Raw genomic sequence first — 12,649 nt, 5'->3', positions numbered from 1 at the left:
TCGGGCGGTTACGGCGTACCGGCGGCCCGGGGGTACGCCCGGCGACGGTAGCCTTGCCGCCCGTGATCGAAACCCTCATCTGGATTGCCGTCGCGCTCTTCGCCATCGGCCTGTATCTCAGCTGGACCGCCGGCCGGCTCGACCGGCTCCACGCCCGTATCGACGCGGCCCGGGCGGCCCTCGACGCCCAGCTGCTGCGCCGCGCCTCGGTCACCCAGGAACTGGCCACGGCCGGTGTCCTGGATCCCGCTGCGTCGATCGTGCTGTACGAGGCGGCGCACGCGGCCCGACAGGCCGAGGAGGAGCAGCGTGAGGTCGCCGAGAGCGAACTGAGCACCGCACTGCGGGCCGTGTTCGGTGAGACGGTGCAGGTCGACACCGTCAAGGAGTTCCCCGGCGGACAGGACGCGGCGAAGGAACTGGCCGCCGCGGTGCGCCGGGTACCGATGGCCCGGCGCTTCCACAACGACTCGGTGCGCGCCGCCCGTGCCCTGCGCAGGCACCGGACCGTACGGCTGTTCCGGCTCGCCGGGCACGCGCCGTTCCCGCTCGCGTTCGAGATGGACGACGAGCCGCCGGTGGCCCTCGCGGACCGGCCCGGCACCTGACGGGGAGGGCAAAACGATCCACGGGGTGCTCATTGGCCCTTGCTGTGGACTGGTTGCGGAGCGTTTGCTCAGGGCTGCAGTATCCAGTGTCTTTTTCACCCCAGTGAGGTCGATCCGTGTCCACGCTTCCCAGCACCCCGCAGTCCACCGAGTCCCCGGCCACCGGCACCGCCCGCGTCAAGCGCGGCATGGCCGAGCAGCTCAAGGGCGGCGTGATCATGGACGTCGTCGACGCCGAGCAGGCGAAGATCGCCGAGGACGCGGGCGCCGTGGCCGTCATGGCCCTGGAGCGGGTTCCGGCCGACATCCGCAAGGACGGCGGCGTGGCCCGGATGTCCGACCCCAACATGATCGAAGAGATCATCGCGGCCGTCTCCATCCCCGTCATGGCCAAGTCCCGCATCGGACACTTCGTCGAGGCGCAGGTCCTGCAGTCCCTCGGTGTCGACTACATCGACGAGTCCGAGGTCCTGACCCCGGCCGACGAGGTCAACCACAGCGACAAGTTCGCCTTCACCACCCCCTTCGTCTGCGGTGCCACCAACCTGGGCGAGGCCCTGCGCCGTATCGCCGAGGGCGCCGCGATGATCCGCTCGAAGGGCGAGGCCGGCACCGGCAACGTCGTCGAGGCGGTCCGGCACCTGCGCCAGATCAAGAACGAGATCGCCCGCCTGCGCGGCTACGACAACAACGAGCTGTACGCCGCCGCCAAGGACCTCCGCGCCCCGTACGAGCTGGTCAAGGAGGTCGCCGAGCTCGGCAAGCTGCCCGTGGTCCTGTTCTCCGCCGGTGGTGTCGCCACCCCCGCGGACGCGGCCCTGATGCGTCAGCTCGGTGCCGAGGGTGTCTTCGTGGGCTCCGGCATCTTCAAGTCCGGCGACCCCGCCAAGCGCGCCGCCGCCATCGTGAAGGCCACCACCTTCTACGACGACCCGAAGGTCATCGCGGACGCCTCCCGCAACCTGGGCGAGGCCATGGTCGGCATCAACTGCGACACGCTGCCCGAGGCCGAGCGCTACGCCAACCGCGGCTGGTAACCCACTGATGACCGACACCCCTGTCATCGGAGTCCTGGCTCTCCAGGGCGACGTACGGGAACATCTGATCGCCCTGGCCTCGGCGGATGCCGTGGCCAGGCCGGTCCGGCGTCCCGAGGAGCTCGCCGAGGTCGACGGGCTCGTCATACCCGGTGGCGAGTCCACCACGATGTCCAAGCTGGCCGTTCTGTTCGGCATGCTGGAACCGCTGCGCGAGCGGGTGGCCGCCGGTATGCCGGTCTACGGCACCTGCGCCGGGATGATCCTGCTCGCCGACAAGATCCTCGACCCGCGCTCGGGCCAGGAGACGGTCGGCGGCATCGACATGATCGTGCGCCGTAATGCTTTCGGGCGGCAGAACGAGTCCTTCGAAGCCGCGGTCGAGGTCGACGGAGTGCCCGGCGGACCCGTCGAGGGCGTGTTCATCCGGGCCCCCTGGGTGGAGTCGGTCGGCGCCCGGGCAGAAGTCATCGCGGTGCACGGCGGTCATATCGTGGCCGTACGCCAGGGAAACGCCATAGCCACGTCATTCCACCCCGAACTGACCGGGGATCACCGGATGCACGCACTCTTCGTCGAGATGGTGCGCGCCGTCCTCTGACTCGATCCCGGTAGGATCTCTCGGGTTCGGATCGATTTTGGTGACGCGAAGGAGAAGGCAGATGTCCGGCCACTCTAAATGGGCTACGACGAAGCACAAGAAGGCCGTGATTGACGCCAAGCGCGGCAAGCTCTTCGCGAAGCTGATCAAGAACATCGAGGTTGCGGCCCGCACCGGCGGTGTGGACCCCGAGGGCAACCCGACCCTCGTCGATGCCATTCAGAAGGCGAAGAAGAGTTCCGTCCCGAACAAGAACATCGACTCCGCGGTCAAGCGCGGTGGCGGTCTCGAAGCGGGCGGCGTCGACTATCAGACGATCATGTACGAGGGTTACGGACCCAACGGTGTCGCGGTGCTCATCGAGTGCCTCACCGACAACCGCAACCGTGCGGCGTCCGACGTACGCGTCGCGATGACCCGCAACGGTGGTTCGATGGCCGACCCGGGTTCGGTCTCGTACCTCTTCAACCGCAAGGGCGTCGTCATCGTCCCCAAGGGCGAGCTGTCCGAGGACGAGGTACTGGATGCGGTGCTCGAAGCGGGCGCCGAAGAGGTCAACGACCTCGGCGACACGTACGAGGTCGTCAGCGAGGCCACCGACATGGTCGCGGTCCGTACCGCGCTCCAGGAGGCCGGCATCGACTACGACTCCGCCGAGGCCAACTTCCTGCCCACCATGCAGGTCGACCTCGACGAGGACGGTGCGCGCAAGATCTTCAAGCTGATCGACGCGCTGGAGGACAGCGACGACGTGCAGAACGTCTTCGCCAACTTCGATGTCTCCGACGAGGTCATGGAGAAGGTCGACGCCTGAGGCGTCATCCACAGCCTCAGGGACGGGCCGACGGGACACACCCCGTCGGCCCGTCGCATTGTCAGTGGGAGCCGATAGCCTGCGGGAACAGTTGACCGAGCAGTGCGGGCAGTGAGGACAAGGGGGCTCCATGCGGGTACTCGGCGTGGACCCGGGGCTGACCCGGTGCGGTGTCGGAGTCGTCGAGGGCGTGGCGGGCCGTCCGCTGACGATGGTCGGCGTGGGCGTCGTGCGCACCCCGGCCGATGCCGAGCTCGGACACCGCCTGGTCGCCATCGAGCAGGGCATCGAGCAGTGGCTCGACGAGCACCGGCCCGAATTCGTCGCTGTGGAGCGGGTGTTCAGCCAGCACAACGTCCGTACGGTGATGGGCACAGCCCAGGCCAGCGCGGTCGCCATGCTCTGCGCCTCCCGTCGGGGCATCCCGGTCGCCCTGCATACCCCCAGCGAGGTCAAGGCGGCCGTCACCGGCTCGGGCCGCGCCGACAAAGCGCAGGTCGGAGCCATGGTGACCCGGCTGCTGCGGCTCGACGCACCGCCCAAACCGGCCGACGCCGCCGACGCTCTCGCCCTTGCCATCTGCCACATCTGGCGCGCACCCGCGCAGAACCGACTGCAGCAGGCCGTCGCCGCCCACCGCACGCTGAAAGGCCGTACCGCATGATCGCCTTCGTCTCCGGCCCGGTGGCCGCCCTCGCCCCGACCACGGCCGTGATCGAGGTCGGCGGCATCGGCATGGCCGTCCAGTGCGCCCCCGGCACGCTCGCAGGCCTGCGGATCGGCCGGCAGGCGAGGCTCGCCACCTCTCTCGTCGTCCGGGAGGACTCGCTCACGCTGTACGGCTTCGCCGACGACGACGAGCGGCAGGTCTTCGAGCTTCTTCAGACCGCCAACGGCGTCGGCCCGCGCCTTGCCCAGGCCATGCTCGCCACCCACAGCCCGGACGCCCTGCGCATCGCCGTCGCCACCGGTGACGAGAAGGCGCTCACCGCCGTGTCCGGGATCGGCAAGAAGGGCGCCCAGAAGCTCCTTCTGGACCTCAAGGACCGGCTCGGCGAGCCGGTCGGGGCGCACATCGGGCAGCAGGGCGTCGGCACCGCGGTCACCTCCTCCTGGCGCGACCAGCTGCAGGCCGCCCTGATCGGCCTCGGCTACGCGACGCGCGAGGCGGACGAGGCGGTGTCCGCCGTGGCACCGCAGGCCGAGGCCGCGATCGCCGGCGGCGCACAGCCGCCCGTACCGCAGCTGCTGCGCGCGGCCCTGCAGACACTCAACCGCGCACGCTGACCCCGGGGGCCCGACGCCCCGTACGCCGGCCGGAGCACCGCACGGCCGGCACCGAAACACCCGAGGCGGGACTGACGAGATGAACTGGGACGAGACCGGAGCCCACACCGGCGACCCGACGGACGAGCGGCTGGTCGACGCCGGTGCGGACGGGGAGGACACCGCGGTCGAAGCCGCACTGCGCCCGAAGGATCTCGACGAGTTCGTCGGCCAGGAGAAGGTCCGCGAACAGCTCGACCTGGTACTCAAGGCCGCCCGTGCCCGCGGTGCCACGGCCGATCACGTCCTGCTCTCCGGCGCACCCGGCCTCGGCAAGACCACCCTCTCCATGATCATCGCCGCTGAGATGAACGCCCCGATCCGGATCACTTCCGGCCCCGCCATCCAGCACGCGGGCGATCTCGCAGCGATCCTCTCCTCCCTCCAGGAGGGCGAGGTGCTCTTCCTCGACGAGATCCACCGCATGTCGCGGCCCGCCGAGGAGATGCTCTACATGGCGATGGAGGACTTCCGCGTCGACGTCATCGTCGGCAAGGGCCCCGGTGCCACGGCCATCCCGCTGGAACTGCCGCCGTTCACCCTGGTGGGCGCCACCACCAGGGCCGGACTGCTGCCGCCCCCGCTGCGTGACCGTTTCGGCTTCACCGGCCACATGGAGTTCTACGCCCCCACGGAGCTGGAGCGGGTCATCCACCGCTCCGCCGGCCTGCTGGACGTGGCCATAGACACCGAGGGCGCCGCCGAGATCGCCGGACGTTCCCGGGGCACACCCCGTATCGCCAACCGGCTGCTGCGCCGCGTCCGGGACTACGCCCAGGTCAAGGCCGAGGGCTGGATCGACCGTGACATCGCCGCAGCGGCCCTTCGGGTGTACGAGGTCGACGACCGCGGTCTGGACCGGCTGGACCGCGCGGTGCTGGGCGCCCTGCTCAAGCTCTTCGGCGGGGGCCCCGTCGGCCTGTCCACCCTCGCGGTGGCGGTGGGGGAGGAGCGGGAGACCGTCGAGGAGGTCGCCGAGCCCTTCCTCGTACGGGAAGGACTGCTCGCGAGGACCCCGCGCGGCCGGGTCGCCACGCCCGCGGCGTGGGCGCACCTCGGCCTCGTGCCGCCGCAGCAAGGCGTAAAGGGACAACAGGGCCTGTTCGGGGCGTGATGCGTCACAGGTTGGCCACCAGGGGAACGACGGTGCCATGCTGGACGTTGTTCCAATGATGCGGACTCGCTTAGACTCCGCCGATGCCGCCCGTACAGGTCGGTGTACCCACCCCCGTAGATCAGGCCGCATTTCAGCGCGGTCGTGCGAAGGAAGTTCCGTCCCGTGAGTCTCGTGACCCTCCTCCCCTTCATTGTGCTCATCGGGGCCATGTTCCTGATGACCCGGTCCGCCAAGAAGAAGCAGCAGGCGGCTGCGCAGATGCGCAACGACATGCAGCCCGGCACCGGCGTCCGGACGATCGGGGGCATGTACGCCACCGTCAAGGAGATTCAGGACGACACGGTTCTCCTCGAGGTCGCGCCCGGCGTCCACGCCATCTACGCCAAGAACTCCATCGGCGCCGTCCTCGACGACGCGGAGTACAACCGCATCGTCCACGGTGACGACGACCTGAAGGCCGATGACGCGGTCGTTCCCGACGACGCCTCCTCGCTCACCGCCACCGAGACCGCCGACGCGGACACGGAAGCGGCCGATGACGCGGACGTCGCGAAGATCGACCTGGGCAAGAAGGCCGAGGGCGACGCTGCCGAGTCCAAGGACTCCGAGGTCAAGGACGCCAAGGCCGACGGCGAGGGCGACGCGAAGTAGTTCCACGATCCAGGGACGCCGGACACCTACAGGTGCCCGGCGTCCCATGGACCGTGCGGTCTTCTGCGGGGGCGGGTCCCCACAACACTTCGTGGCCGCTCGGGCGCGTACCCGGCGCGGGGCGGTTGGACAGGGAGAAACGAGAAGGTGGCAGCACCGAAGAAGGGCCGAGCACCGGCCGGCGGTCAGAGCAGGCCGGGGCGTGCCCTGGTTCTCATCCTGATCGCCATGGTCGCGCTCACCGGCGGGATGTTCCTGTCCGGTCACACCACGCCCAGGCTTGGTATCGACCTGGCGGGTGGCACGTCGATCACGCTCGAGGCCAAGAACCAGCCCGGCAAGCCGAACGCGATCAACAAGACCAACATGGCCACGGCGGTCAGCATCATTGAGCGCCGTGTCAATGGTCTTGGCGTTTCCGAGGCCGAGGTTCAGACCCAGGGCGATCGCAACATCATCGTCAACATCCCCAAGGGGACGAACTCGAAGCAGGCCCAGGAGCAGGTCGGTACGACCGCCCAGCTCTACTTCCGGCCCGTGCTCACCGTCACCGGCGGCGAACCGACGCCCACCGGTTCCGCCAGCCCTTCCGCGAGCGGTTCCGAGAAGGCGAGCGCCACGCCCAGCGCGAAGGCGAGCGACCCGGACACCGCCTCCGATCCGAAGAGCACGCCTTCGGCGAGCGCCACCACCCAGGGCCGTGCTGTCACCGGCGCCCTGAAGAAGGACGCGACGCCGACCCCCAGTGCCTCGGACAGTGCGAAGAAGTCCGAGACCCCGGCGGCGACACCGACGCCCGACGCGGCGACAGCCGCGCTGGAGAAGAAGTTCACCGCGCTGGACTGCTCGGACAAGTCCGCCCGTGCCACGGCCGGCGACGGAGTCAAGCCCGAGGACCCCACGGTCGCGTGCAGCTCCGAAGGTGACGCGAAGTACCTCCTCGGCCCGGCCGAGGTGTCCGGTACCGACGTCGACGACGCCAAGGCACAGTTCGACCAGCAGCGCGGCATCTGGCTCGTCTCGATGGAGTTCACCGACAAGGGCTCCAAGAAGTTCCAGACGATCACGAAGAAGCTGTCGACGCAGCAGTCCCCGCAGAACCAGTTCGCGATCTCCCTCGACGGCGAGGTCGTCTCCGCGCCGCAGGTGAACGAGGCCCTCAGCGGCAGCGCCGAGATCTCCGGCAGCTTCACCCAGCAGTCCGCCGGGGACCTGGCCAACGTGCTCTCCTACGGTGCGCTCCCCCTGGCCTTCCAGGAGCAGAGCGTCACCACCGTCACCGCCGCACTCGGTGGCGAGCAGCTGAAGGCCGGCCTGATCGCCGGTGCCATCGGTCTGGCCCTGGTCGTCATCTACCTGGTGGCCTACTACCGCGGTCTGGCGCTCATCGCGCTCCTCAGCCTCGCAGTGTCCGGTGTCCTGACCTACACGATCATGGCTCTGCTCGGTCCGGCCATCGGCTTCGCGCTGAACCTGCCCGCGGTCTGTGGAGCCATCGTGGCGATCGGTATCACAGCGGACTCGTTCATCGTGTACTTCGAACGCGTCCGTGACGAGATCCGTGAGGGCCGCACGCTGCGTCCGGCGATCGAGCGGGCCTGGCCGCGTGCCCGGCGCACGATCCTGGTCTCCGACTTCGTGTCGTTCCTCGCCGCCGCGGTGCTCTTCCTGGTCACCGTCGGGAAGGTCCAGGGCTTCGCGTTCACGCTCGGCCTGACGACCCTGCTCGATGTCGTCGTGGTGTTCCTCTTCACCAAGCCCGTCATGACGCTGATGGGCCGAACGAAGTTCTTCTCCAGCGGTCATCCGTGGTCCGGGCTGGACCCGAAGCGGCTCGGCGCCAAGCCGCCGCTGCGCCGCTCGCGCCGTGTCAACGCCCCCACCGACCACCCGAAGGAGGCGTGAGATGTCGCGACTCGGCAATCTCGGCGCCCGGCTCTACCGTGGCGAGGTCGGTTACGACTTCATCGGCAAGCGCAAGATCTGGTACGGCGTCTCGATCCTGATCACCATCACGGCCATCCTGGGCCTCGCGGTCAGCGGTCTGAACATGGGCATCGAATTCAAGGGCGGCGCGGTCTTCACGACCGACGAGAAGCCCAAGGTCTCGATCTCCCAGGCCCACGAGAGCGCGGTCGAGGCCTCCGGCCACGAGGCGATCGTCCAGGAGCTGGGCGACGGCAACATGCGGATCCAGATCACCGAGGTCGACACCGCCAAGGCCAACGAGGTCAAGACGCAGCTGGCCGAGGACCTCGGCATTCCCGAGGCGAAGATCAACGCGGACCTGGTCGGCCCCAGCTGGGGTGAGCAGATCGCCAACAAGGCCTGGACCGGCCTCGGCGTCTTCATGGTCCTCGTGGTGATCTACCTCGCGATCGCCTTCGAATGGCGCATGGCCGTCGCGGCCCTTGTCGCGCTGATCCATGACATCACCATCACGGTCGGTATCTACGCCCTGGTCGGCTTCGAGGTCACCCCGGGCACCGTGATCGGTCTGCTGACGATCCTCGGCTACTCCCTCTACGACACTGTCGTCGTCTTCGACAGCCTCAAGGAGGGCCAGAAGGGGATCACCAAGCAGACCCGCTGGACGTACAGCGAGGTCGCCAACCGTTCCATCAACGGCACGCTGGTGCGCTCCATCAACACCACCGTCGTCGCGCTGCTGCCGGTCGCCGGTCTGCTCTTCATCGGTGGCGGTGTCCTCGGTGCAGGCATGCTGAACGACATCTCGCTGTCGCTCTTCGTCGGCCTCGCAGCCGGTGCGTACTCCTCGATCTTCATCGCCACACCGCTGGTCGCGGACCTCAAGGAACGCGAACCGCAGATGAAGGCGCTCAAGAAGAGGATCCTCGCCAAGCGGGCTGCTGCAGCCGCCAAGGGCGAGTCCGTCGAGGACGAGCGGGACGACCGCGCGCAGGACGACGGCATCCCCGAGGACGCCGCCGCGGCGGGCGCCGTCGTCGGTCAGCGCCAGCAGCCCAGGGGCCACGGCCGGACTCCGGGGAAGCGTCGATGACCAGCACCACCGAATCACTCCGGGAGCTCCTGCTCAGCCGGATCCGCGACGTACCGGACTATCCGAAGCCCGGAGTGGTGTTCAAGGACATCACCCCGCTGCTCGCTGACCCGGTCGCCTTCACCGCGCTCACCGACTCCCTCGCGGAGCTGTGTGTACAGCACGGGGCCACCAAGATCGTCGGCCTCGAGGCGCGCGGTTTCATCCTGGCGGCGCCTGTCGCGGTGAAGGCCGGGCTCGGGTTCGTACCCGTCCGCAAGGCCGGGAAGCTGCCCGGTGCCACGCTCGGGCAGGCGTACGAGCTGGAGTACGGCACGGCGGAGATCGAGATCCACGCCGAGGACCTGTCCGCCGACGACCGGATCATGGTCATCGACGACGTCCTGGCCACCGGTGGCACCGCTGAGGCCTCGCTGGAGCTGATCCGGCGGGCCGGTGCCCAGGTCGCGGGTGTGTCGGTCCTCATGGAGCTCGGCTTCCTCGCGGGCCGGGCACGTCTCGACGGGGCCCTGCGCGGCGCCCCGCTGGAGGCATTGATCACTCTCTGAGCGGCGCTGCGCAGCCGTAGTGGCAGCAGTCGGTCACACAAGGACGGGCACCCGGGACATCCGGGTGCCCGTCCTGTCTTGTGACGGGTTTCACCGGCCCCGGGCGAGGACCTGCCGGGGGATCGATACCATGGGCTTTCCGGGTAGCCCGGATCCGCACGAGGAGCGCACTTGCCAGACGAGGCCCAGCCAGTCGCCGCCCCGCAGCCAGACGAGCCCGCGGCGGACCCCGCCACGCCCGAGGAGGCGAAGCGCGCCGAGGAGCCGGAGCCCGGTGAGCGGGAGCCCGCTGACGGCTCGGCGCAGGACCGGGCCACAGCCTCCGAGGTACCTGCCGCTCCCGTGACGGCGAAGCCGACGCCCCCTCCCGGGGCGAAGACGGCGTCCCCGGCGAAGCCGGATACCGAGCCGGCGCCCTCTGCCGAGCCCGCCGCCTCCGCACAGGCGGCCCCGGTGAGCCCCGCACCATCGGCGGCACCCGCTCCGGCCGCGAAGCCTCCCGCCGCCGAGCCCCCCGCTCCCGTCGCGAAGTCCCCGGCCGCGAAGCCCCCCGTCGCGAAGCCCGCGGCCACCCCGCCCGCCCCGCCGACCCGCTCCGGTGGTTCCTCCAACCGTGTCCGGGCCAGGCTCGCCCGTCTGGGCGTGCAGCGCACAAGCCCGTACAACCCGGTCCTCGAACCGTTGCTGCGTACCGTCCGCAGCAACGACCCCAAGATCGAGTCCGCCACGCTGCGCCAGATCGAGCGCGCCTACCAGGTCGCCGAACGCTGGCACCGCGGCCAGAAGCGCAAGAGCGGCGACCCCTACATCACTCATCCGCTCGCCGTCACGACGATCCTCGCCGAGCTCGGCATGGACCCGGCGACGCTGATGGCCGGACTGCTGCACGACACGGTCGAGGACACCGAGTACGGCCTGGACACGCTGCGCAAGGACTTCGGCGACCAGGTCGCGCTCCTCGTGGACGGCGTCACCAAGCTCGACAAGGTCAAGTTCGGCGAGGCCGCGCAGGCCGAGACCGTGCGCAAGATGGTCGTCGCCATGGCAAAGGACCCCCGGGTCCTGGTCATCAAGCTCGCCGACCGCCTGCACAACATGCGCACCATGCGCTACCTCAAGCGGGAGAAGCAGGAGAAGAAGGCCCGCGAGACGCTCGAGATCTATGCACCGCTGGCTCACCGCCTGGGCATGAACACCATCAAGTGGGAGCTGGAGGACCTCGCCTTCGCGATCCTCTACCCGAAGATGTACGACGAGATCGTCCGCCTCGTCGCCGAACGCGCGCCCAAGCGCGACGAATACCTCGCCATAGTGACCGACGAGGTCCAGTCCGATCTGCGCGCCGCCCGGATCAAGGCCACCGTCACCGGACGGCCGAAGCACTACTACAGCGTCTACCAGAAGATGATCGTGCGGGGCCGGGACTTCGCCGAGATCTACGACCTGGTGGGTATCCGGGTGCTCGTCGACACGGTCCGTGACTGTTACGCGGCGCTCGGCACCGTCCACGCGCGATGGAATCCGGTCCCCGGCCGGTTCAAGGACTACATCGCGATGCCGAAGTTCAACATGTACCAGTCACTGCACACCACGGTGATCGGTCCCAGCGGCAAGCCCGTCGAGCTCCAGATCCGTACGTTCGACATGCACCGCCGCGCCGAGTACGGCATCGCCGCGCACTGGAAGTACAAGCAGGAGCCCTCTGCCGGTGCCTCCAAGGTGCGTACCGACGTACCCAAGAGCACCGGACGCGGCCAGGACTCCGTCAACGACATGGCGTGGCTGCGCCAGCTCCTGGACTGGCAGAAGGAGACAGAGGACCCCAGCGAGTTCCTGGAGTCCCTGCGCTTCGACCTCTCGCGCAACGAGGTCTTCGTCTTCACACCCAAGGGCGATGTCATAGCGCTGCCCGCGGGTGCGACTCCGGTCGACTTCGCGTACGCCGTCCATACGGAGGTCGGCCACCGGACCATAGGAGCACGGGTCAACGGGCGGCTCGTACCGCTCGAGTCGACGCTCGACAACGGTGACCTCGTGGAGGTCTTCACCTCCAAGGCGGCCGGCGCCGGACCCTCCCGGGACTGGCTCGGGTTCGTCAAGTCGCCGCGAGCGCGCAACAAGATCCGCGCCTGGTTCTCCAAGGAGCGCCGTGACGAGGCGATCGAGCAGGGCAAGGACTCCATCGCGCGGGCCATGCGCAAGCAGAACCTGCCGATCCAGCGGATCCTCACCGGCGACTCCCTCGTCACCCTCGCCCACGAGATGCGCTACCCCGACATCTCGTCGCTGTACGCGGCGATCGGCGAGGGGCATGTCGCCGCGGCCGGCGTCGTGCAGAAGCTCGTCCAGGCGCTCGGTGGCGAGGACGCCGCCAACGAGGACCTCGCGGAGAGCTCGCCGCCCTCGCACGGCCGCAACAAGCGCCGCGCCAAGGCGGATCCGGGTGTGGTCGTCAAGGGCGTCGAGGACGTCTGGGTCAAACTGGCCCGCTGCTGTACACCCGTGCCCGGTGACCCGATCATCGGGTTCGTGACCCGTGGCAGCGGCGTCTCCGTGCACCGTGCCGACTGCGTCAACGTCGACTCGCTCTCGCAGCAGCCGGAGCGGATCCTCGAGGTCGAGTGGGCGCCGACCCAGTCGTCGGTGTTCCTCGTCGCCATCCAGGTCGAGGCACTGGACCGGTCGAGGCTGCTCTCCGACGTCACCCGCGTCCTGTCCGACCAGCACGTCAACATCCTGTCGGCGGCCGTACAGACGTCCCGCGACCGGGTGGCCACCTCGCGCTTCACCTTCGAGATGGGCGACCCCAAGCACCTCGGCCACGTCCTGAAGGCCGTACGGGGCGTGGAGGGCGTGTACGACGTCTACCGGGTCACCTCGGCCCGCAGGCCGTAGAGCGGACGTACGAGAGGGGCTCCTGTACGT

General features: G+C 69.0%; 12 protein-coding genes. All 12 read left to right on the top strand.

Annotation, left to right across the window (positions count from 1 at the left end):
* Positions 1 to 62 precede the first annotated feature (62 nt).
* The gene (locus ACFWBQ_RS03365; RefSeq protein ID WP_385483397.1) at positions 63 to 608 is read left to right on the top strand and encodes a hypothetical protein; all 546 of its coding nucleotides are present in this window, start codon (positions 63 to 65) and stop codon (positions 606 to 608) included.
* A gap of 116 nt (positions 609 to 724) precedes the next feature.
* Positions 725 to 1,645 carry a pyridoxal 5'-phosphate synthase lyase subunit PdxS gene (gene pdxS / locus ACFWBQ_RS03360; RefSeq protein WP_385483395.1) on the top strand — a complete coding sequence of 307 codons (921 nt, stop codon included), beginning with the start codon at positions 725 to 727 and terminating at the stop codon, positions 1,643 to 1,645.
* Between the two features lie 7 nt (positions 1,646 to 1,652).
* A complete protein-coding gene (gene pdxT, locus ACFWBQ_RS03355; RefSeq protein WP_385483393.1) occupies positions 1,653 to 2,246 on the top strand; it encodes a pyridoxal 5'-phosphate synthase glutaminase subunit PdxT in 594 nt (197 codons plus the stop codon).
* A 61-nt stretch (positions 2,247 to 2,307) separates the two neighbouring features.
* On the top strand, positions 2,308 to 3,060 hold the full coding sequence (locus tag ACFWBQ_RS03350; protein ID WP_385483391.1) for a YebC/PmpR family DNA-binding transcriptional regulator: 753 nt from the start codon (positions 2,308 to 2,310) through the stop codon (positions 3,058 to 3,060).
* A gap of 130 nt (positions 3,061 to 3,190) precedes the next feature.
* Complete coding sequence (ruvC, locus tag ACFWBQ_RS03345) at positions 3,191 to 3,724, top strand: crossover junction endodeoxyribonuclease RuvC (RefSeq protein WP_329212909.1); 534 nt, start codon at positions 3,191 to 3,193, stop codon at positions 3,722 to 3,724.
* Entirely contained in the window at positions 3,721 to 4,347 is a 627-nt protein-coding gene (ruvA, locus tag ACFWBQ_RS03340; protein ID WP_385483389.1) for a Holliday junction branch migration protein RuvA, read from the top strand. Before ruvC ends, ruvA begins: the two co-directional genes overlap by 4 nt.
* 79 nt (positions 4,348 to 4,426) lie before the next feature.
* Positions 4,427 to 5,500, top strand: a complete 1,074-nt coding sequence (gene ruvB / locus ACFWBQ_RS03335) for a Holliday junction branch migration DNA helicase RuvB (RefSeq protein WP_385483387.1) — start codon at positions 4,427 to 4,429, stop codon at positions 5,498 to 5,500.
* A 165-nt stretch (positions 5,501 to 5,665) separates the two neighbouring features.
* Positions 5,666 to 6,154 carry a preprotein translocase subunit YajC gene (gene yajC / locus ACFWBQ_RS03330; protein WP_385483385.1) on the top strand — a complete coding sequence of 163 codons (489 nt, stop codon included), beginning with the start codon at positions 5,666 to 5,668 and terminating at the stop codon, positions 6,152 to 6,154.
* A gap of 147 nt (positions 6,155 to 6,301) precedes the next feature.
* A complete protein-coding gene (gene secD / locus ACFWBQ_RS03325; RefSeq protein ID WP_385483383.1) occupies positions 6,302 to 8,059 on the top strand; it encodes a protein translocase subunit SecD in 1,758 nt (585 codons plus the stop codon).
* Between the two features lies 1 nt (position 8,060).
* Positions 8,061 to 9,176 carry a protein translocase subunit SecF gene (secF, locus tag ACFWBQ_RS03320; protein ID WP_385483381.1) on the top strand — a complete coding sequence of 372 codons (1,116 nt, stop codon included), beginning with the start codon at positions 8,061 to 8,063 and terminating at the stop codon, positions 9,174 to 9,176.
* Positions 9,173 to 9,724, top strand: a complete 552-nt coding sequence (locus tag ACFWBQ_RS03315) for an adenine phosphoribosyltransferase (RefSeq protein ID WP_385483379.1) — start codon at positions 9,173 to 9,175, stop codon at positions 9,722 to 9,724. The genes secF and ACFWBQ_RS03315 overlap by 4 nt, the downstream gene beginning before the upstream one ends.
* A 453-nt stretch (positions 9,725 to 10,177) precedes the next feature.
* Positions 10,178 to 12,619, top strand: a complete 2,442-nt coding sequence (locus ACFWBQ_RS03310) for a RelA/SpoT family protein (protein ID WP_385483986.1) — start codon at positions 10,178 to 10,180, stop codon at positions 12,617 to 12,619.
* Positions 12,620 to 12,649 lie beyond the last annotated feature (30 nt).

The sequence above is a fragment of the Streptomyces sp. NPDC060035 genome, assembly GCF_042736635.1.
In the GTDB taxonomy this organism is placed as follows: domain Bacteria; phylum Actinomycetota; class Actinomycetes; order Streptomycetales; family Streptomycetaceae; genus Streptomyces.
Note: the sequence above shows the minus strand (reverse complement) of the source record. Positions and strands in the feature narration are given on the sequence as shown.